The sequence below is a fragment of the Paenisporosarcina macmurdoensis genome, assembly GCF_042658845.1.
Classification (GTDB): Bacteria; Bacillota; Bacilli; order Bacillales_A; family Planococcaceae; genus Paenisporosarcina; species Paenisporosarcina macmurdoensis.
In genome coordinates, this window is sequence record NZ_JBHSRI010000006.1 from 37,610 (window position 1) to 59,889 (window position 22,280).

General features: G+C 40.9%; 23 protein-coding genes and 2 other annotated features. All 23 genes read left to right on the top strand.

Annotation, left to right across the window (positions count from 1 at the left end):
* Positions 1-1,320 (top strand): YjiH family protein, encoded by a 1,320-nt coding sequence (locus tag ACFPYN_RS06065; protein ID WP_377733117.1) that lies wholly within the window; start codon positions 1-3, stop codon positions 1,318-1,320.
* A 612-nt stretch (positions 1,321-1,932) separates the two neighbouring features.
* Positions 1,933-2,403, top strand: coding sequence for a CtsR family transcriptional regulator (locus ACFPYN_RS06070; RefSeq protein ID WP_377733118.1), 471 nt, complete (start codon positions 1,933-1,935; stop codon positions 2,401-2,403).
* 13 nt (positions 2,404-2,416) lie between these two features.
* Positions 2,417-2,956: a UvrB/UvrC motif-containing protein gene (locus ACFPYN_RS06075; RefSeq protein WP_377733119.1), complete on the top strand. Its 540-nt coding sequence runs from the start codon at positions 2,417-2,419 to the stop codon at positions 2,954-2,956.
* Complete coding sequence (locus tag ACFPYN_RS06080; RefSeq protein ID WP_377733120.1) at positions 2,953-4,053, top strand: protein arginine kinase; 1,101 nt, start codon at positions 2,953-2,955, stop codon at positions 4,051-4,053. The genes ACFPYN_RS06075 and ACFPYN_RS06080 overlap by 4 nt, the downstream gene beginning before the upstream one ends.
* Positions 4,043-6,481 (top strand): ATP-dependent Clp protease ATP-binding subunit, encoded by a 2,439-nt coding sequence (locus tag ACFPYN_RS06085; protein WP_377733121.1) that lies wholly within the window; start codon positions 4,043-4,045, stop codon positions 6,479-6,481. The genes ACFPYN_RS06080 and ACFPYN_RS06085 overlap by 11 nt, the downstream gene beginning before the upstream one ends.
* A gap of 60 nt (positions 6,482-6,541) precedes the next feature.
* Entirely contained in the window at positions 6,542-7,918 is a 1,377-nt protein-coding gene (radA, locus tag ACFPYN_RS06090) for a DNA repair protein RadA (RefSeq protein WP_377733122.1), read from the top strand.
* Between the two features lie 803 nt (positions 7,919-8,721).
* Positions 8,722-9,801: a PIN/TRAM domain-containing protein gene (locus tag ACFPYN_RS06095; RefSeq protein ID WP_377733123.1), complete on the top strand. Its 1,080-nt coding sequence runs from the start codon at positions 8,722-8,724 to the stop codon at positions 9,799-9,801.
* A gap of 105 nt (positions 9,802-9,906) precedes the next feature.
* A complete protein-coding gene (ispD, locus tag ACFPYN_RS06100; protein WP_377733124.1) occupies positions 9,907-10,602 on the top strand; it encodes a 2-C-methyl-D-erythritol 4-phosphate cytidylyltransferase in 696 nt (231 codons plus the stop codon).
* Entirely contained in the window at positions 10,603-11,079 is a 477-nt protein-coding gene (gene ispF / locus ACFPYN_RS06105) for a 2-C-methyl-D-erythritol 2,4-cyclodiphosphate synthase (protein WP_377733125.1), read from the top strand.
* Positions 11,080-11,135: 56 nt separating this feature from the next.
* Positions 11,136-12,599 (top strand): glutamate--tRNA ligase, encoded by a 1,464-nt coding sequence (gene gltX / locus ACFPYN_RS06110; protein WP_377733126.1) that lies wholly within the window; start codon positions 11,136-11,138, stop codon positions 12,597-12,599.
* Positions 12,600-12,656: 57 nt separating this feature from the next.
* Positions 12,657-12,880: a binding site (T-box leader), on the top strand.
* Positions 12,881-13,277: 397 nt separating this feature from the next.
* Positions 13,278-13,940: a serine O-acetyltransferase gene (cysE, locus tag ACFPYN_RS06115; RefSeq protein ID WP_377733127.1), complete on the top strand. Its 663-nt coding sequence runs from the start codon at positions 13,278-13,280 to the stop codon at positions 13,938-13,940.
* Positions 13,937-15,337 (top strand): cysteine--tRNA ligase, encoded by a 1,401-nt coding sequence (gene cysS / locus ACFPYN_RS06120; protein WP_377733128.1) that lies wholly within the window; start codon positions 13,937-13,939, stop codon positions 15,335-15,337. The genes cysE and cysS overlap by 4 nt, the downstream gene beginning before the upstream one ends.
* Complete coding sequence (locus tag ACFPYN_RS06125; protein ID WP_377733182.1) at positions 15,334-15,765, top strand: Mini-ribonuclease 3; 432 nt, start codon at positions 15,334-15,336, stop codon at positions 15,763-15,765. Before cysS ends, ACFPYN_RS06125 begins: the two co-directional genes overlap by 4 nt.
* Complete coding sequence (rlmB, locus tag ACFPYN_RS06130; RefSeq protein WP_377733129.1) at positions 15,762-16,520, top strand: 23S rRNA (guanosine(2251)-2'-O)-methyltransferase RlmB; 759 nt, start codon at positions 15,762-15,764, stop codon at positions 16,518-16,520. The genes ACFPYN_RS06125 and rlmB overlap by 4 nt, the downstream gene beginning before the upstream one ends.
* A 1-nt stretch (position 16,521) precedes the next feature.
* Positions 16,522-17,031, top strand: coding sequence for an NYN domain-containing protein (locus ACFPYN_RS06135; RefSeq protein ID WP_377733130.1), 510 nt, complete (start codon positions 16,522-16,524; stop codon positions 17,029-17,031).
* Between the two features lie 70 nt (positions 17,032-17,101).
* On the top strand, positions 17,102-17,752 hold the full coding sequence (sigH, locus tag ACFPYN_RS06140; protein WP_377733131.1) for an RNA polymerase sporulation sigma factor SigH: 651 nt from the start codon (positions 17,102-17,104) through the stop codon (positions 17,750-17,752).
* Between the two features lie 230 nt (positions 17,753-17,982).
* Positions 17,983-18,168, top strand: coding sequence for a preprotein translocase subunit SecE (gene secE, locus ACFPYN_RS06145; protein ID WP_377733132.1), 186 nt, complete (start codon positions 17,983-17,985; stop codon positions 18,166-18,168).
* A gap of 103 nt (positions 18,169-18,271) precedes the next feature.
* Entirely contained in the window at positions 18,272-18,805 is a 534-nt protein-coding gene (gene nusG / locus ACFPYN_RS06150; protein ID WP_377733183.1) for a transcription termination/antitermination protein NusG, read from the top strand.
* 344 nt (positions 18,806-19,149) lie between these two features.
* Positions 19,150-19,575: a 50S ribosomal protein L11 gene (gene rplK / locus ACFPYN_RS06155; protein WP_016429869.1), complete on the top strand. Its 426-nt coding sequence runs from the start codon at positions 19,150-19,152 to the stop codon at positions 19,573-19,575.
* Between the two features lie 118 nt (positions 19,576-19,693).
* Complete coding sequence (gene rplA, locus ACFPYN_RS06160; RefSeq protein ID WP_377733133.1) at positions 19,694-20,395, top strand: 50S ribosomal protein L1; 702 nt, start codon at positions 19,694-19,696, stop codon at positions 20,393-20,395.
* Between the two features lie 41 nt (positions 20,396-20,436).
* Positions 20,437-20,581, top strand: a sequence feature (ribosomal protein L10 leader region).
* Between the two features lie 32 nt (positions 20,582-20,613).
* Positions 20,614-21,114, top strand: coding sequence for a 50S ribosomal protein L10 (rplJ, locus tag ACFPYN_RS06165; RefSeq protein WP_377733134.1), 501 nt, complete (start codon positions 20,614-20,616; stop codon positions 21,112-21,114).
* A gap of 75 nt (positions 21,115-21,189) precedes the next feature.
* On the top strand, positions 21,190-21,552 hold the full coding sequence (rplL, locus tag ACFPYN_RS06170) for a 50S ribosomal protein L7/L12 (protein WP_377733135.1): 363 nt from the start codon (positions 21,190-21,192) through the stop codon (positions 21,550-21,552).
* Positions 21,553-21,635: 83 nt separating this feature from the next.
* On the top strand, positions 21,636-22,241 hold the full coding sequence (locus ACFPYN_RS06175; protein WP_377733136.1) for a class I SAM-dependent methyltransferase: 606 nt from the start codon (positions 21,636-21,638) through the stop codon (positions 22,239-22,241).
* Positions 22,242-22,280 lie beyond the last annotated feature (39 nt).

The window sequence follows — 22,280 nt, forward strand, 5'->3', positions numbered from 1 at the left end:
ATGCAACAAGTGGGAGAGAGTTCGAGCATACGTTCAAGTTCGGGGATGTGGAAGTTTTTCGTCTACAGTTTTATTGGTGCCTTTATGTTTTTTGTTCCCGTAACAATTGGTGAGAAAAATTCGATTATGCTTGATCACATCGTTACGTGGATTCAATCGAACGCCGCAGGAGTATTGCCGTATTATGCACTCATCATTATTTTTGCAGGCGCAGTGTATCCATTTGTTTCAGGAACATGGAAAAAGTCGACAGTGGACGTGGTGTTCTCACTATTTAAAGTAGTGGGGTTATTCGTTGGAATCATGATTGTTTTCGAATTTGGTCCTGCATGGTTATTCCGTCCAGACATGGGTCCATTCTTATTTGGTAAACTCGTAATATCTGTTGGTTTGCTAGTACCTATCGGCGCGGTTTTCCTTGCATTACTCGTGAGCTATGGACTGCTTGAGTTTATTGGTGTTCTTATGCAACCAATTATGCGACCTGTTTGGAGAACACCTGGTCGTTCGGCAATTGACGCTGTAGCTTCTTTTGTAGGTTCTTATTCACTTGGTTTGTTAATTACGAATAGGGTTTATAAAGAAGGGAAATACACGGCGCGTGAAGCAGCGATTATCGCAACTGGCTTCTCTACCGTTTCAGCAACGTTTATGGTCATTGTTGCAAAAACACTGGGGTTAATGGAAATATGGAATACTTTTTTCTGGGTAACATTACTAGTTACCTTTGCTGTGACCGCTATCACTGTTAGGATTTGGCCACTTGGTAGTATGAAAGACGATTACTATAAAGGTTCAACACCGCAACCAGAAGCAAAACCAGAAGGTGGGCGCTTAGCTACAGCATGGCGTGAAGCGAAGGAGACAGTTGCGAACGCACCAAGCTTAGGTGTGAATATATGGGTAAATGTTCGTGATGGTTTGCTGATGGCGATGGCTATTTTGCCTTCTATTCTATCGATTGGTTTACTTGGAATTGTGTTGGCTACATTTACACCAATTTTTGATTGGGTTGGCTATATATTCTACCCATTCACCGCTTTATTACAATTACCTGAACCAATGCTTGTGGCAAAAGCAAGTGCAATTGGTATCGCAGAAATGTTCTTGCCAGCCTTGCTGGTCGTAGAATCTGGGATGGTTGTGAAATTTGTTGTAGCGGTAGTTTCTGTTTCATCTATCATCTTTTTCTCAGCACTTGTGCCATGTATCGTGGCAACAGAAATTCCAATTTCTATTCCGAAGTTAATCGTTATATGGGTTCAACGTGTCATTTTAACTCTACTAATTGTCACGCCAATTGCCTATTTATTATTTTAATAGAAACAGCCATCCTATAGGGTGGCTGTTTTAGGTTTCATTTTTATACAGACAGATAGTCAAGGTTACTTATTGAAATGCTTCACGATCACTTCTCCTTTCAAACAGCAGCGCAGCGAAATCAAAACCATTCAAAAGCCCTTAGATGGGAGCCATTGCGCTAATCGCTACATGGCTCATTTCTGTGGGGGAAGGTGTTTCAACAAGTTAACTAGCATATGGGATGTGTATGAGCGATAAATGCTTCGAAATGAGCGATAAATGTCCCAAGATGAGCAATAAACTCCTCGAAATGAGCGATAAATTTTTCACAATCGAAAATAGTCGCCTCGTTAGCCAAGTCTACTTGCCGTGAATCAAGTATCTTATTTCAAATAGCAGCGCAGCGAAAACAAAACCATTCAGACCCTCATAGAGTAATCAATAGACATTCCTCAATCTTTAATTGGCTCTCATATAGTTGAATATGCTCCTTCAAATCACATTATTTGCACACTTCCTATCCCCCTTATATAATAAAGTCAAAGATAGTCAAAGTCAGGCTTCTGTTAGTAGTTGCTATACTATTTCCCCTGACTCGCACTCAGATCTAATCTATTAGGAGGTGATTGCATGCGGAATATATCAGATATTATTGAAGGGTATTTAAAGAAAGTTATCGAATTAGATGATAAAGGGCATGTTGAGATAAAGCGCAGTGAGATTGCTGAACAATTTCAGTGTGTGCCCTCGCAGATAAATTATGTGATTAATACGCGCTTTACAGCAGATCGTGGTTATCTCGTTGAAAGTAAACGGGGGGGCGGTGGCTATATACGTATTGTTCGCGTACGGTCTCACACGAAGGCGGATTTAATTGAAGTAATCCTAGTGAGTTTAGAGCGTGGAGCTTCTCAAACGATGATGGAAGATATTGTGTTCCGTTTAATCGATGAGGACGTGTTGACGAAGCGTGAGGCGAAGATGATGCTCGCTGCGCTTGATCGCACAACGCTTAACACCCCATTGCCGCATCGTGATGAACTGCGTTCGCGCATACTACAAGCGATGCTCTTAACACTCAAGTATGAACAGTTAAAGTGAGGCGAGAGCGATTATGATTTGTGAAAATTGCAAGCAGCGACCGGCAAAAGTAACGGTAACGCAAGTGCACAATGGAGCACAGGTGCAGCGTCATTATTGTGATGTATGTGCACAAGAGTTCCATCCTTACCATTTAGATTTTCAGCAGGATGCCCTTTCGCTTCATCAGTTATTATCCAATTGGTTCGGCTCTACAGAAACCAAGCAACCGCAAGAGAAACCGCAACCAGAACTAAACACATGTAGTTATTGTGGATGGACGTTTCAACAGTTTTTAAACCAAGGGAAGTTTGGCTGTGCCGAATGTTACGAAAGTTTTCATGGGCAACTGCCAGAAGTTTTTAAGAAATTGCATAATGGCAACGTAAAGCATATTGGGAAAGCGCCAGGATCATTTGGTCAAACCCTACAATTGAAAAAACAAATTGAGTCGATTCGTACAGAGATGCGAACGGCGATAGAGATTGAAAATTTCGAAGAGGCAGCACGTCTTCGTGATGAAGCTCGCGCTTTAGAGGAGCAGCTACAAAGCGGAGGTGAAAACCGCAAATGAATATTGAACGTTTTCTAGAGAACTCCGTAACAAGTTGGATGGCTGGCGAGGGTGAGCACGCAGACATTGTAATGAGTACACGAATCCGGCTAGCTCGAAATTTAACCGGCTACCGTTTTCCGCTTTCTTTTAGTGAAAATGAGGCATTACAAGTAGATCAAGAAGTTTCTGCTGTATTACTTGATGCAGAATCGGAACTTGAATCGACCTTTTCGTATATAGATATAAAAGAGCTTTCTGCGCTTAACCGACAAGTTTTGGTGGAGAAGCATTTAATTAGTCCAAAATTGGCTAATTCAGAAATTGCGGGTTCCGTTTTATTATCAGACGACGAAGCAGTTAGCGTAATGGTCAATGAAGAAGATCACATTCGCATACAATGTATTTTCCCTGGTTTACAATTGCACGAAGCATGGCGACAAGCAAACCATATTGATGACGTTCTTGAAAAAGAATTACCGTATGCATTTGATGAGCAGTTTGGCTATTTAACGAGTTGTCCGACTAATACGGGAACTGGCCTGCGGGCATCGGTGATGATGCATTTACCAGCACTCACGATGACTAATCAAATGAATCGAATTGTCACTGCCATTACACGTCTCGGGATGGTCGTCCGCGGCATTTATGGAGAAGGTAGTGAAGCACTTGCTAATGTGTACCAAGTCTCAAATCAAACCACACTTGGAAAGTCAGAAGAAGATATTTTATCTGATTTGCAAAGTATTACGGAACAAATTATTCAAAAAGAACGTGAATCAAGAACGGCTCTCTTACATACGAGACCGAATGTGTTAGAAGATCGTTTGTACCGTTCGTTAGGTGTTTTAACGTATGCACGACTTTTATCAACAGAAGAAGCGGGCCGCTGTTTATCAAACGTTCGTCTTGGTATTGATTTAGGATTGATTAAAGGTGTCGATGTTTCAATTTTGAATGAATGCATGATTTTTATGCAACCAGGTTTTTTGCAAAAGTATGCAGGTACGTCTCTGAAACCGGAAGAACGTGATGTGTTTCGAGCAAAGTTGTTTAGGGAACGATTGCAAGTAGATACTAATTTAGACAACGAAGGAGAGGAAACTCATGATGTTTAATCGATTTACACAACGCGCACAAAAAGTACTCCAATTGGCTCAGGAAGAAGCGATTCGTATGAAACACGAGTCCATTGGAACTGAACATATATTATTAGGTTTAATTCGCGAAGGCGGCGGAATTGCTGCAAAAGCAATGGAAGCAATTGAAGTGAGTCCTCAAGTGATTGAAGACGGAATTGAAGAATTAGTGGGAATGGGAACTGGTGACGTGGGTCCTATCGTGCATTACACACCACGCGCTAAAAAAGTGATCGAGTTGTCTGTAGACGAATCACGCAAACTGGGCCATTCATATATCGGAACTGAGCATTTATTATTGGCTTTAATTCGCGAAGGTGAAGGCGTAGCTGCTCGTGTCCTTAATAACTCGGGCGTTAGCTTAAACAAAGCTCGTCAACAAGTATTGCAACTTCTAGGAAGCAATGATCACGTTCAAGCAAACGGCAGCTCAAATCCTGCAGCTAGCACACCAACGCTTGATAGCTTAGCTCGTGATTTAACACAAATCGCCCGTGAAGGTAGCTTGGATCCGGTCATTGGCCGTAGCAAAGAAATCACACGTGTTATTGAAGTGTTATCTCGCCGTACTAAAAACAATCCTGTTCTTATTGGAGAACCAGGTGTTGGTAAAACGGCAATTGCTGAAGGATTAGCGCAACAAATTGTTCAAAATGAAGTGCCAGAAATTTTACGCGACAAACGCGTTATGACATTAGATATGGGTACCGTGGTAGCGGGAACTAAATACCGTGGTGAGTTTGAAGATCGCTTGAAAAAAGTAATGGATGAAATTCGCCAAGCAGGCAATGTTATTCTTTTCATCGATGAACTTCATACCTTAATTGGAGCTGGTGGAGCTGAAGGTGCAATTGATGCATCTAATATCTTAAAACCATCTCTTGCTCGTGGAGAACTACAATGTATTGGGGCAACTACAATCGATGAGTACCGCAAATACATCGAAAAAGATGCTGCGTTAGAACGACGTTTCCAACCGATTCAAGTAGATGAGCCATCTGTTGAAGAATCTATTCTGATTATTAAAGGTCTTCGTGATCGCTATGAAGCGCATCACCGTGTGAAAATTACAGATGAAGCGATTATTGCAGCAGCTAAAATGTCTGATCGCTACATTTCTGATCGTTTCTTACCTGATAAAGCGATTGACTTAATTGACGAAGCGGGTTCAAAAGTTCGTTTGCGTTCATATACAACTCCACCGAATTTAAAAGAATTAGAATTACGTTTAGAAGCGATTCGTTCGGAGAAAAACGCGGCAGTTCAAAGTCAAGAGTTTGAAAAAGCAGCATCGTTCCGCGATACAGAACAAAAGCTGAAAGAAGAGCTGGATAGCACGAAGAAGACATGGAAAGAAGAACAAGGCAAAGCGGAATCTGAAGTAACAGTAGAAGATATCGCAGCTGTTGTATCTATGTGGACAGGAATTCCAGTTTCTAAACTTGCACAAACTGAATCTCAAAAATTGTTGAAGTTAGAAGATACATTGCATAAACGTGTTATCGGGCAAGCGGAAGCTGTTACAGCAATTTCTCGTGCAGTACGTAGAGCTCGTGCAGGATTGAAAGATCCAAAACGTCCAATTGGTTCATTCATTTTCTTAGGACCAACGGGTGTTGGTAAAACAGAACTTGCTCGTGCATTAGCTGAAAGTATGTTCGGTGATGAAGATGCGATGATTCGTGTGGATATGTCTGAGTACATGGAAAGACACTCAACTTCACGTTTAGTTGGTTCTCCTCCAGGTTACGTAGGGCATGAAGAAGGCGGTCAATTGACAGAAAAAGTTCGTCGCAAGCCGTACTCTGTTATTCTGTTAGACGAAATAGAAAAAGCACATCCAGATGTTTTCAATATCTTATTGCAAGTATTAGAAGACGGCCGCTTAACTGATTCAAAAGGACGCACAGTAGACTTCCGCAACACGGTTGTTATCATGACTTCAAACGTTGGGGCAGAGGCGCTTAAGAAAAATAAATATGTCGGCTTCAACTTGCAAGACGGCGAACAAAAATACAAAGATATGAAAGGCAGAATGCTCGAAGAACTTAAAAAAGCATTCCGTCCTGAGTTCTTAAACCGTGTGGATGAAATGATCGTGTTCCATTCATTAGAAAAAGAACATTTAAAAGAAATCGTTACATTGATGACTGCTACATTAACAAAACGTTTGAAAGAACAAGAAATCGAGCTAGAGTTAACCGAAGCAGCACAAGAAAAAATTGCTAAAGAAGGCTACGACCCAGAGTACGGCGCACGTCCGCTCCGTCGTGCACTTCAAAAACATATTGAAGATCGCTTGTCTGAAGAGCTGTTAAAAGGTACTGTTTTAACAGGATACAATATTGTGTTTGATGTAGAAAACGATGAATTCGTGATTCGTTCAGAAGCATTAGTCGCTAAATAAAACAATTGGAGCATTCCGGCGAGACTGTTCGGAATGCTCTTTTTCTACATAGGAGGAATTATGGCTAAACGTAAAACGAAATTTATGTGTAACTCATGTGGCTATGAATCCGCAAAATGGATGGGTCGTTGCCCGGGTTGTAACGAATGGAATACGATGGTGGAAGAGATAGAAGTGGTCGTAAAAGGACCTCGTCGAACATTCCAACATTCAGACGGTCCTCAGCACAAAGCAACGCCAATCACAGCAATCGAAACTTCGGACGAACCTCGTGTAGATACTGATTTAGAGGAGTTGAATCGGGTTCTTGGTGGTGGAGTTGTGCCAGGTTCACTGGTACTAATTGGTGGAGATCCAGGTATTGGAAAATCCACTTTATTGCTACAAGTATCTGCGTTACTTGCTAATAAAGGGCATCGCGTCTTATACATGTCCGGTGAAGAGTCTATTCGTCAAACGAAGTTGCGCGCAGAACGTTTAGGTGTGAAATCTGCTGAACTTTATATTTATTCCGAAACAAATTTGGAATTAGTGAATGAAGCCATTGATAGCGTGCAACCAAAATTTGTCGTGATCGACTCCATTCAAACTGTGCATCATCCGGAAGTAACCTCTGCGCCAGGCAGTGTCTCTCAAGTCCGTGAATGTACAGCTGAATTAATGCGCATTGCGAAAACCAAAAACATTGCTATTTTCTTAGTGGGTCATGTCACGAAAGAAGGCCAAATTGCTGGTCCGCGAATACTTGAACATATGGTAGATACCGTGTTGTATTTTGAAGGAGAACGTCATCATACGTATCGTATTTTACGATCTCAAAAAAATAGATTTGGGTCGACCAACGAGATTGCGATATTTGAAATGTTGCAGGGTGGATTGAAAGAAGTACTAAATCCATCCGAGCTATTTTTACAAGAACGTTCACAAGGTGCTGCAGGATCAACAGTAGTTGCTTCTATGGAAGGAACACGCCCAATTTTAGTTGAAATCCAAGCATTAGTGACGCCAACAAGCTTTAACTACCCTAAACGTATGGCCAGTGGAATTGATCAAAATCGAGTCCAGCTATTAATGGCTGTTTTAGAAAAAAGAATGGGGATGCTCCTTCAAACACAAGATGCCTACATTAAGGTAGCTGGTGGAGTGAAGCTTGATGAGCCTGCCATTGACTTAGCTGTATTAACGACGATTGTCTCGAGTTATCGTGATGTAGCAGTTAGTGCGCATGACTGTTTTATTGGTGAAGTTGGCTTAACCGGTGAAGTACGTCGCGTATCGAGAGTTGAACAACGCGTACAAGAAGCGGCTAAACTAGGCTTCAAACGTGCCATCATTCCTGCCTCTAATATCGGCGGATGGGATTTTCCTAAAGGGATAAAAGTAATCGGCGTTGAAAGTATTAATGATGCATTAAAAGAAGCTTTCCCAAACGCTTAGGCGTTTCTGGGAAAGCTTTTTCTCAAGATATGAGTTGTTTCTGAAGTTGATGAGAGCCACAATTTGAATGGCAATTGTGGCTGCGTCTGCCGCCGTTTATTTTTTCTTTAAAGTGATGTCATGAACAAGGAAGTGTCAGACGGAATGCCACCTGACACATTTAGTGATCTCCTCAAGGTTGCTAACCTTCTGTAGAGTAAGTGTCACCACTGACTTTAAAGAATCTGAAATAAAGTGAGCTGGAAGAGGGCCAACTCTTTATTCACCAGATTATAGTGCAGCAGAGAATACGACCGAAGCGCACTGGAAACCTTCATTGGTGTCTCTGGCTAGCACGCCTTTATTGTTTCTTTAGAGTAAGTATCACCAATAGCTTTAAAAAATCGTCTGAAATAAAGTATGAAGGAAGAGACCAAAATATCATTTTCGGTCGAATATCTACATAAAAATAGTGTCTATTCTCTAGTAAACCAAAAGATCTTAACTGTGAGCTCTCAGGTTTTCAGGGAGCGAAGGACGAATCCCCGCCGCAGAATGATCTAAAAAAACAGAGTTGGGCGAGTGACGAAGTCACAAGCCCAACTCTTTATTCACTAGATTATAGTGCAGCAGAGAATACGACCGAAGCGCACTGGAAAATTTACATTAGTAGGATCAGTGACCCTGCCTTTCTTTAGCAAGTCACGAAAAGTCAGCAAAGAGAAGTAAATAGCCAACTATCAAATGCAACTTTCCGCATTCCATATACGTCAAAAAGGTGTTTCCAAGTGAAAACGTGTATAATAAAAACAGGAGGTGGGCTTGTGTTAAAGTGGATTATTCGCATTACATTTATCTTAATTGGTGGAACGCTCGGGTTGCTATTATTACCGCAATTATACGAACTTATTAATTTATCCCGTAACCCGTGGCTGAACAATCCCTATGTTTCTGTAATAATTGGTGCCATTCTTTTGTATGTCATGGCATTATTACTAACTGATTACTTAATTGAATTTTTAAAGTGGATGGAAGATCGATTGCTCGTTGCACCAATCGGAGATTTATTGTCTGGAACGCTTGGCCTGATTATCGGACTTAGTGTGGCATTTCTTTTAAACTTTGCGGTTGATTCCATTCAACTGCCAGTCATAAATGCAGTGTTACCCGTGTTGTTAACCATCATTTTAGGGTATCTTGGATTTCAGGTTGGCTTTAAAAAACGTGATGAGATTGGGCAAATGTTTACTGCCAGCAGATCGACTACACCAAAAAAGAAATTCGATGAAAACAACCCGCAAGCATTACAACAAGCATCATATAAGTTGCTAGATACAAGTGTTATTATTGATGGACGAATTGCGGACATCTCCACAACAGGATTCATGGAAGGTGTGCTTGTCGTTCCTCAATTCGTCTTAACGGAACTTCAGCATATCGCCGATTCTTCTGATACGTTAAAACGTACACGTGGACGTCGAGGATTGGATATTTTGAAGCGACTTCAATCAGAACGAGCTTCTGCCTTATTGATTACAGAAGAAGATTTTGACGATGTTCAAGAAGTGGATATTAAACTAATGCGCCTCGCGAAAAAGATGGACGGCATGGTCGTAACGAACGACTTCAACTTAAACAAAGTGTGTGAGTTACATAAAGTACCAGTGCTTAACATTAACGATCTTGCGAATGCGGTGAAGCCAATCGTTATTCCAGGTGAAGAAATGCATATCGTCGTCATTAAAGATGGAAAAGAACAGAACCAAGGCATCGCCTATTTAGACGATGGTACGATGATTGTCGTTGAAGACGGTCGCTCTAATATTGGTCAAGCAACTGATGTTATTGTCACAAGTGTTCTACAAACATCGGCTGGACGCATGATATTTGCAAAAAGAAAGTAAATCACGATAAGTGAACGTTAAACGATAAGAGGCTGCCCTTTCTGTCATCTACATGTGACAGCTGAGGCGGCCTCCTTTTCCATAATGAAAGAGGCGATACATCACATGAACTATATCGTTGTATTACCGGCAGCAGGTAGCGGTAAAAGAATGAAGGCTGAGCGCAATAAATTATTTCTCACCTTACGGGGTAAGCCAATTCTGATGCATACACTTGATGTCTTTGAACAAGATCCGGATTGCGTGGGTATCTGGCTAGCAGTTAAGCCTGAAGAACGTATGATCATTCAAGAAATGTTGGAGCAGTATAACGTCACGAAAGTAAAAGGGATGCCTTCAGGTGGCGCTGAACGCCAACATAGTGTGTATGCTTGCGTGAAAGAAGTTGGCAATGACGCGGAATTGATTCTCGTTCACGATGCTGCTAGGCCTTTCATTGAACCATCCGTTATTAAACAATTGACGCAAAAAGCATATGAAACAGGTGCGGCAATCGCTGGTGTGAAAGCGAAAGACACTATGAAGCGAGTGCGTAATCATATTATTGAAGAAACAGTAGATCGTGAACAATTGTGGATGATCCAAACGCCGCAAGCTTTCCATACCCAAATTTTGACAAAAGCACAGCATCAAGCGGAACAAGATGATTTTCTTGGCACAGATGAATCCATGCTCGTGGAGCGGCTTAATATTGACGTGCATGTGGTTGAAAGTACGTATGATAATGTGAAAATGACAACACAAGAGGATTTACTAATTGGTGAAGCCATCTTACAAAAACGACAGCAGGAGGGAAACTAAATGTTTAGAGTTGGACAAGGATTTGATGTACATGAATTTGCAGAAAATCGCCCCCTTATAATAGGTGGCGTAATGATTCCTTATGAAAAAGGTTTAATCGGTCATTCAGATGCCGATGTTTTATTACATACAGTAACGGATGCCGCACTGGGCGCTATTGGTGAAGGGGACATTGGTCGCCATTTCCCTGATACAGATCCTGAATTTAAAGACGCGGATTCCGCGAAACTACTTGCTTACATTTGGAACATTGTTGAAGAAAAAGGCTACAAATTAGGCAATGTTGACTGTACGATTATTGCTCAAGCACCAAAAATGGCACCGTACATTACACAAATGCGTGATCGCATCGCAGAACTACTAAATGCTGAACCTTCTCAAGTGAATGTAAAAGCGACAACCACTGAAAAACTCGGTTTTACTGGCCGTGGCGAAGGCATTGCAGCGCAAGCAACGATTTTACTCATTCAAAAATAGGCATGACCTGTGTTAAACTGAACAAAGTTTAGCACGTATTCGAGGAGGAACCACATATGACACAAGAAGTTCGCGTACGCTACGCACCAAGTCCAACAGGTAATCTACATATTGGTGGAGCAAGAACCGCATTATTTAACTATTTATTTGCACGTCATCACGGCGGTAAATTCATCGTACGTATTGAAGATACGGACATTGAACGTAACATCGAAGGTGGCGAACTATCCCAACTAGAGAATTTGAAATGGCTAGGAATTGACTATGATGAGTCTGTTGATATCGGTGGACCATATGCACCTTACCGTCAAATGGAACGTCTTGATATTTATAAAAAACACGCTGAAGAAATGCTTGAAAATGGCCATGCGTATAAATGTTTCTGTTCAACTGAAAAGTTAGATGAGGAACGTGAAATGCAAAAAGCTAAAGGAATCGCTGCGCCCATGTATGTGGGGACATGCCGTAACTTAACTAAAGAAGAAGTGGCAGAGAAAGAAGCTGCAGGAATTCCGTATACAATTCGTATGCGTGTGCCAGCTGACGTTACGTATACATTTAAAGATTTAGTTCGTGGTTCAGTTACATTTGAATCAAAAGACGTAGGCGATTGGGTTCTTATTAAAACAAACGGTATCCCAACATATAACTACGCGGTTGTATTAGATGACCATTTCATGAAAATCTCACACGTTTTCCGTGGAGAAGAGCATTTATCAAATACACCAAAACAAATCATGGTATTCCAAGCATTTGGTTGGGAAGCACCTCACTATGGCCATATGACATTAATCATTAACGAAGACCGTAAAAAATTATCAAAACGTGATGAATCGATTATTCAATTCGTTGCCCAATACAAAGATTTGGGATACCTTCCTGAAGCCATGTTCAACTTCTTTGCACTTCTTGGCTGGTCGCCTGAAGGAGAAGACGAGATCTTCTCGAAAGAAGAACTTATTCGTTTGTATGACGTCAATCGTTTATCTAAATCACCATCCATGTTTGATAAACAAAAATTAACGTGGACGAATAATCAATATGTGAAACAACTTTCATTAGACCAAGTGGTCGATCTTGCATTGCCTCATTTACAACAAGCGGGTCGCTTACCTGAAACATTGACAGCTGAAGAAAAACAATGGGCTACAGGCGTTATCGCTCTTTATCATGAGCAAATGAGTTTCGGTTCAGAAATTACTGAGCTAACTGACCTATTCTTTAAAGATGAACTAACATATGATGAAGAAGCATCTGCTGTATTAGCTGGTGAACAAGTGCCTGAAGTAATGGCGTCATTCAAAACGCAGCTAGAGCAACTAGAAGCATTTGAACCAGATGCAATTAAAGCAGCCATTAAAGCCGTACAAAAAGAAACAGGGCATAAAGGCAAAAACTTATTTATGCCAATTCGTGTTGTAACCACTGGTCAAACTCATGGTCCAGAATTACCAAGTGCCATTTCGTTGATTGGCAAAGAAAAAGTCATTGCACGCGTAGAGAAATACGCGAAACAATAATATTGACTTTCACTCCAGTTGGTGTGAGAATGAAGCTATCTTTTAAGCATATATTATGTGAAAGCTTTGAAGAGGAGAAGTACATAAGGCACGCTCTTTAGAGAGGACCACCACCGGCTGAAAGTGGTCTGAGCAAAGGCACTATGGAAATGCACCTCTGAGTGCTCAGCTGAAATTTTTAGTAAGCGAGCCGTATCGTCTACGTTACAGACGCCAAGTGGGAAGGCATGCATCTTATCCTTCCAATCAGAGTGGAACCGCGCAATTACAGCGCCTCTGTCAGTTACTGACAGAGGCGCTTTTTATTTTGGGCAAGAAAAGCAGAAAGAGGTCTCGCCAAGTTAACTTGGCAGCGAGACGTGTGTGAGCGATAAATCATTCAAAGTGAGTGATAAACACGCTGAAATGAGCGTTAAATAGTTCACAATCGAAAGAAATCATCAAAAAGTGTCCCATTAACCAAGTTAACTAGTTATTGAAACGCACGATAAACGATTCTTTCTTTCAAACAGCAGCGTAGCGAAAAAAACCAGCTAAATTCGTTTCAACCTTTATGGTGAAACCCTGAATGGGAGCCCTTTCGCTATTCGCTGCAGGCTCATTTCTGAAGGGAAAGGTTACCCAAGTTAACGATGTATTGAAATGCACGTAAGATAATTAATTAGAGGAGGACTGATGATGTTCGGTCGAATGAAAGAAGATGTTGAAGTCGTTTTCGAACAAGATCCCGCAGCAAGACGCGTACTTGAAGTAGTACTTACCTATGCTGGTTTACATGCAGTGTGGTCACATCGTGTCGCACATGCACTTTTTCTACGGAAATTCTTTTTCCTGGCAAGAGTCGTGTCCCAAGTGAGTCGTTTTTTCACTGGAATCGAAATTCACCCAGGAGCTAAAATTGGTCGTCGCTTCTTTATCGATCACGGTATGGGTGTGGTCATTGGGGAAACCTGTGAAATAGGCAATAATGTAACGATTTTCCAAGGAGTTACGCTTGGGGGGACTGGTAAGCAACGAGGGAAACGCCATCCCACTTTACATGACAATGTGTTAGTTGCCACAGGCGCAAAAGTGCTTGGGTCAATTACCATTGGTGAAAACAGCAAAGTAGGTGCTGGGTCAGTTGTCTTAAAAAATGTTCCACCCAACTCTACTGTTGTAGGTATTCCAGGAACAATCGTTGTACAAGATGGAGTAAAAGTAAAACGAAACTTGGATCATCAAGATATGCCAGATCCAGTTGCCGATAAATGTAATATGCTAGAAGAAAAAATTGCCGTCTTGCATAAACAAATTGAACACGTGAGTCAACAAGTTGAAAAGGAGCGAAACGTTAAATGAGCATTCATATTTACAATACTTTAACACGTCAAAAAGATCCCTTTGTACCACTAGAAGAGGGCAAGGTGAAGATGTATGTATGTGGACCAACAGTTTACAACTACATCCACATTGGTAATTCACGTCCCGTCATCGTTTATGATACCGTCCGTCGTTACCTAACGTACAGTGGCTATGATGTCAATTTCGTTTCAAACTTTACAGATGTTGACGACAAAATTATTAATACAGCTAAAGCACTGGGTGAAGATGTGTCGGAATTAACGGAACGTTTTATTGCGGCCTACTTTGAAGATGTCAGTGCACTTGGTTGCCAGAAAGCAGACGCCCATCCGCGTGTAACAGAACATATGGATGACATTATTGATTTCATAAAAGTGCTAATCGAAAAAGGCTATGCCTATGAGTCAAAAGGCGATGTCTATTACAGAACGCGCAAGTTTGAAGGCTACGGTAAATTGTCTCATCAATCAGTAGATGATTTAAAAATTGGAGCACGAATTGAAACGGGCGACAAGAAAGACGATGCTCTTGATTTTGCTTTATGGAAAGACGCTAAGCCAGGTGAAATTTCCTGGGAAAGTCCTTGGGGCAAGGGGCGTCCAGGTTGGCATATCGAATGTTCAGTGATGGCTCGTGAACTATTAGGGGACACCATCGACATTCATGCTGGCGGTCAAGATTTAACATTCCCACATCATGAGAACGAGATAGCTCAATCCGAAGCCTATACAGGTAAACCATTTGCTCGTTACTGGATGCATAATGGCTATATCAATATTGATAATGAAAAAATGTCGAAGTCTCTTGGAAACTTTGTATTAGTGAATGACATTCGTAAACAAATTGATCCGCAAGTGTTGAGATTCTTTATGTTGTCTGTTCATTACCGCCATCCAATCAATTTCTCTCAAGAGCTTGTTGAAAATGCGGAAAATGGTTTAGCGCGCATTCGTACGTCGTATGCTAATTTAGCTCATCGACTTGAAGCATCTCCTGAGCTTGGTGATTATAAAGATATTTGGTTAAACAAAATCGAAGAAGTCCGTACGCAATTCACGACAGCGATGGACGATGATTTTAATACAGCCAATGGAATTGCTGCATTATTTGAGCTAGCAAGTTTAGCGAATCTGTACTTAATCGAAAAACATACGGAAGCACATGTGCTTTCTGCATTCATGGACACATTAAAAGAACTGGCACTTGTCTTAGGTATTGAAGTAGAAGTGCAAAGTGAAGTACTAGATGAAGAAATCGACGCGTTAATTGAAGCGAGAATCCAAGCACGTAAAGACAAAGACTTTGCTCGAGCAGATGCGATTCGAGATCAATTAAAAGAATTGAATATTATTTTAGAAGACACGGCACAAGGCATACGTTGGAAACGCGGATGAATAAAGAATATACACTGCGATCTATGGATGTGTTGCAATTAAATTCGCTCGCCCTTGCGTATATGGGCGACGCGGTTCTGGAACAAGCCATCCGTGAACATTTAATTCGTTCTGGGCGTGTCAGACCCAACACTTTGCATAAAGAGGGCACTAAATATGTATCGGCGAAAGCACAAGCGTTAGTCGTTCGTGTGATGTTGACAGAAAAGTTTTTGACAGAAGAAGAAGAAGCGGTGCTTAGAAGAGGGCGTAATGCCAAGTCTGGTAGCATTCCAAAAAACACAGATGTGCAAACGTATAAATATAGTACTGCATTTGAAGCGGTCCTCGGCAGTTTATACTTGCTGGGGAACTTCAATCGCGTGCAAGAAATTATCGAAAAAGCCATAACTATTATAGAAGAACCGAAAGGAGAGACCCCATCGTGACTGAACAAACTAATGAAAATGAAATTTTATCAGGTAAAAATCCAGTACTAGAAGCACTTCGAGCGGGACGCGAGATGAATAAGGTATGGATTGCAGAAGGTGTTAAAAAAGCGGGGATTACTGAAATCATGGAACTGGCAAAAGCAGCGGGAATAATTGTCCAGTTTGTACCGAAAAACAAGGTTGAACAATTAACGGACGGAGCCAATCATCAAGGAATTGCTGCGTCGGTTGCTGCTTACAAGTACGCAGAAATTGACGAACTCTTCGAACTTGCAGCTTCACGCAACGAAGATCCGTTCTTCTTGATATTAGATGAGTTAGAAGATCCTCATAACTTAGGTTCGATATTACGTACAGCAGATGCTACCGGAGTACACGGAGTCATTATCCCTAAACGCCGTGCAGTAGGACTGACGGGTGTTGTAGCGAAGACTTCTACAGGTGCAATTGAGCATGTGCCAGTAGCGCGCGTCACAAATTTAGCGCAAACTGTGGAAGATTTGAAAAAACGAGGCTTGTGGATTGCAGGAACAGATGCAAAAGGATCATCTGACTATCGTCGTATGGATGCTAAATTACCGCTTGCCATTATCATTGGTAGTGAAGGTAAAGGAATGAGTCGCTTACTTAAAGAGAAATGCGATTTCCTTTATCACATGCCGATGGTTGGGCAAGTAACGTCGTTAAATGCATCTGTTGCAGCTGCTATCTTGATGTATGAAGTGTTACGGAACCGCCAACCGGTTAACTGAGATGGACATCTTACTCGTCGATGGCTACAACATGATCGGCGCATGGAAAGAATTACGTGCGTTAAAAGCGGACAAGCTTATTGATGCTAGAGACCGTCTAATTGAAATGATGGCGGAATATAAAGCATTTTCTGGTTGGAGAGTCATCGTGGTCTTTGATGCACATCTTGTGCCGGGTATTGAAAAAAAGAAAAAACAATATGATGTTGAAGTTATATTTACACGAGAAAATGAAACGGCCGACGAGCGCATTGAAAAGCTAACCATCCAGTTAATGACACGACGTGACCAAGTACATGTTGCGACGTCAGATTTAACCGAACAATGGGTCGTCTTTGCGCAAGGGGCTCTAAGGATATCTGCTCGTGAACTAGAAATTGAAATGGAATTAGTGCAAGATAATATCACGAAGAAAGTCAAGGCGATTCAAGAACAAAGACCTTTCTCGAAAATTCAACTACCCAATGAAGTGGCAGAAATTTTTGAAAAATGGCGCAGAGGGATGAAATGAGCCGTTGACGCTCGATTTCCACTTCCTGTATACTAGTGTCAAACTATGCGAACTAGTCGAGGTGATATTGTTGACAAAAAGTGACCATGTACACGTTAAGCTTCACCGATTTGAAGACTTGCTAGATGACGAGCTTGTGGCACTGGTCCACAATGGGGATACAGACGCGTTGGATTTTTTAATTACCAAGTACCGTTCATTCGTACGAATGAAAGCAAGATCGTATTTCTTGATTGGAGCCGACAAAGAAGACATCATTCAAGAAGGTATGATTGGCCTCTACAAATCAATTCGTGATTTTAGAGGAGACAAGCTGTCATCATTTCGTGCATTTGCAGAACTTTGCATCACTCGCCAAATTATTACCGCTATCAAAACGGCTACACGTCAAAAACATATTCCGTTGAATTCATATGTTTCTTTAGATAAGCCGATATTTGATGAAGAATCAGATCGGACTTTAATGGATGTAATCTCAGGCTCTGTCATTGATGATCCAGAAGAATTAATGATTCATCGTGAAGATTTCGATTATATGGAAGAAAAAATGAGTGAAATTTTGAGTGAATTGGAACGACAAGTATTGGCATTGTATTTAGATGGACAGTCGTACCACGAAATTTCTGAAGAATTAAATCGCCATGTGAAATCGATAGATAATGCCTTGCAACGAGTGAAGCGGAAGTTGGAACGTCATATTGAAATTAGTGGAGTTCGGTAAACGCATCCTCTGAGCGGTTGTTGACAGTCTAAACAGTAGGTGATAGTCTTTAAAAAGACAAATGCTGACTTTAAAAAGTAATAATATGCCTAAAAAGTCTTCTTAAGCTGTGTGCAATATGGTTCACTTACCTATACAGTTCCTACTTCGAAAGAAGAATAAGAGAGTGTTTGATATACAAACACTGTAAGAATAAATATAGATATTTTTAATTCGGGGGTTTAATTAGAATGGCTAATATTAGCGGTTTCTTTGGTAATGTCGTCTCGGAAATGAGAAAAGTTAGCTGGCCAAAACGTAAAGAATTGACTCGCTACACGGTGATCGTTCTTTCAACAGTTGTTGTTATGGCTATATTTTTCTCGATAATTGACTTGGGAATTTCAGAAGCAGTACGCTGGTTCCTTGCACTGTAATTTGATAACAGATTATAATTGTGAAAATAGCCCGTTATAAACAGAGAACGGGTTTTTTCATTTGTCTAAGAAATGGAGGGACGGACGAACAGTCCTGCTACTTATGGAAAAGAATTGGTATGTTGTTCACACGTATTCTGGATACGAAAACAAAGTAAAAGCAAATCTTGAGAAGCGTGTCGAAACAATGGGCATGTCAGATTTAATCTTCCGAGTAATTATCCCGGAAGAACAAGAAACAGATTTTAAAGATGGTAAAAAACGAGTTGTTATGCGTAAAACATTCCCTGGATATGTTTTAGTAGAACTTATAATGACGGATGATTCTTGGTATGTTGTACGTAACACGCCGGGTGTAACTGGATTTATTGGTTCATCAGGTGGCGGTGCGAAACCAACGCCATTGTTAGATGAAGAAGTTACTTTCATCTTGAAACAAATGGGCATGACAGAACGTAGACTTGAAGCACTATATACTATTGGTGAAATGGTAGAAGTGCTTGAAGGACCATTTGCAAACTTCCAAGGTAAAGTGGAAGAAATCGATGACGCTAAAGGCAAGTTGAAGGTTTCTGTCGACATGTTTGGACGCGAAACGAAAATGGAACTTGACTACGATCAAGTTATCAAAATGTAATTAGAAAAGTGGAAAGCGCCACTTTAGCTCGACACCGGCGCTGGAAGAATCGATGCGGAAGCTTGCTTTCGCCTGAGGGTCTGAAGCTTAGGTGCGAGCTGGCGCTTGCAACTAGACATGGTAAATCTTTAATGGAAAACGATCCATCAATAATTAAATCTTAGTACCTTTTTCAAAAGTCACTTGCTTAAGTTTTAGAAAAATGGTATTATTTCAAAGGTCAGACTGATTTTGTTATTAGTCTGCAAAAATTTTAGCTTATGCTCAGCTAGTAGCTGACAGACAGATATTGAGTGGGAGGGGCAACCCTATTACCACATCACGGACTTAAGGAGGTGTGTCTCGTGGCTAAAAAAGTTGTTAAAGTAGTAAAGTTACAAATTCCTGCTGGTAAAGCAAATCCAGCACCGCCGGTTGGTCCAGCATTGGGTCAAGCAGGTGTTAATATTATGGGATTCTGTAAAGAATTCAACGCACGTACGGCAGATCAAGCTGGATTAATTATCCCTGTTGAAATTTCTGTATTTGAAGATCGTTCATTTACATTCATTACAAAAACTCCACCTGCAGCAGTATTACTTAAAGTGGCGGCTGGAATTCAGTCAGGTTCTGGTGAACCAAACCGCAAAAAAGTTGCAACGGTGAAGCGTGATAAAGTTCGCGAAATCGCTGAACAAAAAATGCCAGACCTAAACGCAGCATCAGTTGAAGCAGCGATGTTGATGGTTGAAGGTACTGCGCGTAGCATGGGAATTGTCATCGAAGACTAATCCCTGCAACTTGATGATGCATTAGTTTTTGGAGGGTTGCGAATGTCTTCAGGACACGCAACCCTTATTCGTGGGAGGTTTAACCCGTTAAAACCACAATCAAGGAGGAATTTTCAAAATGGCTAAAAAAGGTAAAAAGTTACAAGAATCAGCTAAATTAGTTGACCGTACTAAAGTGTACGCAGCTAAAGAAGCAATCGAACTTGCTAAAAAAACTAGCACAGTTAACTTTGACGCAACAGTTGAAGTAGCATTCAAATTAGGTATCGACACACGTAAAAATGACCAACAAATCCGTGGAGCAGTAGTACTTCCAAACGGAACTGGTAAAACTCAACGTGTTTTAGTTTTCGCTAAAGGCGAAAAAATTAAAGAAGCAGAAGCTGCTGGCGCTGACTTTGTTGGCGATACAGAGTTCATCAACAAAATCCAACAAGGATGGTTTGACTTCGATGTAATCGTAGCTACTCCTGATATGATGGGTGAAGTTGGTAAATTAGGACGTGTTTTAGGACCTAAAGGCTTAATGCCAAACCCTAAAACAGGAACTGTAACATTCGACGTAACTAAAGCGATCGAAGAAATCAAGGCTGGTAAAGTTGAGTACCGTGCTGACAAAGCTGGTATCATTCATGCGCCAATCGGTAAAGTTTCTTTCGAAGACGACAAGTTAGTTGAAAACTTCTTAGCAGTATTTGATGTTGTTCAAAAAGCTAAACCAGCTGCAGCTAAAGGGACATACATGAAATCTGTTAACATTACAACGACAATGGGTCCATCTGTAAAAGTGGATTCTTCAAGTGTAAAAGTTAGCAAATAATATTGACAGTATAGAGTCTATCTGTTAAGATGATTTTTGTTGTAAAATATTTATTTGTACCGTAGACAGTAGGTGCGACTTGTCGCGTAATGATCCTACCGAGGACATGCATTCTGATTCTTTTTAAAGATGACGTTTCAGCCCCTGTGTCTATATCCATAGACCAGGGGCTTTTCTTTTGGCGGTATAAATGACTCATTCTATTAGGAGGTGTCCAGATGAGCAGAGCAATCGAAACTAAAAAGGTTCGAGTTGAAGAAATTACAGAGAAGTTCAAAACTGCAGCTACTGTAGTAGTAGTTGACTACCGTGGTTTGACTGTAGGTCAAATTACAGAACTTCGTAAACAACTTCGTGAAGCAGGTGTCGAATTCAAAGTGTATAAAAACACAATGACTCGTCGTGCTGTTGAAGTATTAGGTCTTGAAGGTTTGAATGAAAGCCTTACAGGTCCAAACGCAATTGCGTTTTCTACTGAAGACGTAGTAGCACCAGCGAAAATCATTAACGATTTCGCTAAAAAGAACGATAAACTTGAGATCAAAGCTGGTGTCATTGAAGGTGCTATCGCAACTTCAGATGATATTAAAGCTCTAGCAGAACTTCCTTCTCGCGAAGGTTTGTTGTCAATGCTACTCAGCGTTCTACAAGCTCCAATGCGCAACTTTGCACTTGTAACAAAAGCTGTTGCAGAACAAAAAGAAGAGCAAGGCGCGTAATTCGTTACACGGCTTAACTCTTTAACCCTGGGTATATCCCAAACAAAAAAATAGTCCTATTAGGAGGAAAATACAATGAACAACACTCAAATCCTTGAAGCAATCAAAGGTATGACAGTTCTTGAATTAAACGACTTAGTAAAAGCAATCGAAGAAGAATTTGGCGTTACAGCTGCTGCACCAATGGCTATGGCTGCTGGTGGCGGTGCTGCTGCTGAAGAAGAGCAAACTGAATTTGATGCAATCCTTACAACTGTAGGAGATCAAAAAATCAAAGTAATCAAAGCAGTTCGTGAAATCACTGGTTTAGGTCTTAAAGAAGCTAAAGAAGTTGTAGACAACGCTCCTAAAGCTCTTAAAGAAGCAGTAACTAAAGAAGAAGCAGAAGAAATCAAAACTAAGCTTGCTGAAGTTGGCGCTACAGTAGAAGTAAAATAATTTCTATTAATAGTTTTTGGAAAGCTCGTCAGTTATCGGCGGGCTTTTTCTTCATTTAGTTGACAGGTTGGAGGGTGCCCGGAATGGCTGATCATTATTATTCAAAAAAACCTCAAACAGCAAGTAAGCCTAAGTCATGGAGTGCTACACTGCGTGATGAAATGTTTCAATTTGAAACTGATACAGGGGTTTTTAGTAAAAGCGAAGTAGATTTTGGCTCCCGTGTTTTAATTGACGCGTTTGTAATGCCAGTAACTGAAGGACCAGTGTTAGATGTTGGGTGTGGATATGGACCTATTGGGTTGTCCATTGCCAAATCTGATGCAAATCGTACAATTCACATGGTTGACATTAATGAACGTGCAGTGCAGCTTTCACGCAAAAATGCGGAAGTAAACGGGGTACAAAATGTACGAATCTATGAAAGTGATGGATTTACCGAAGTTACTGAAACTGACTTTGCTGCAATTTTAACAAACCCGCCTATTCGTGCTGGGAAACAAACGATTTTTCGTTTTTATATAGATGCCTATACGAAGTTATGTGTGGGTGGAGAATTGTGGGTTGTCATTCAGAAGAAACAAGGAGCTCCATCAACTTTCGATCGATTAGAAGAAACTTTCGGTCAAGTTGAAGTAGTCGATAAGGTAAGAGGTTACTGGATCATTAAGGCCAAGAAGGTCAAATGATTATTTGACTTGACAAAATCGCTATGATATTATAATAAA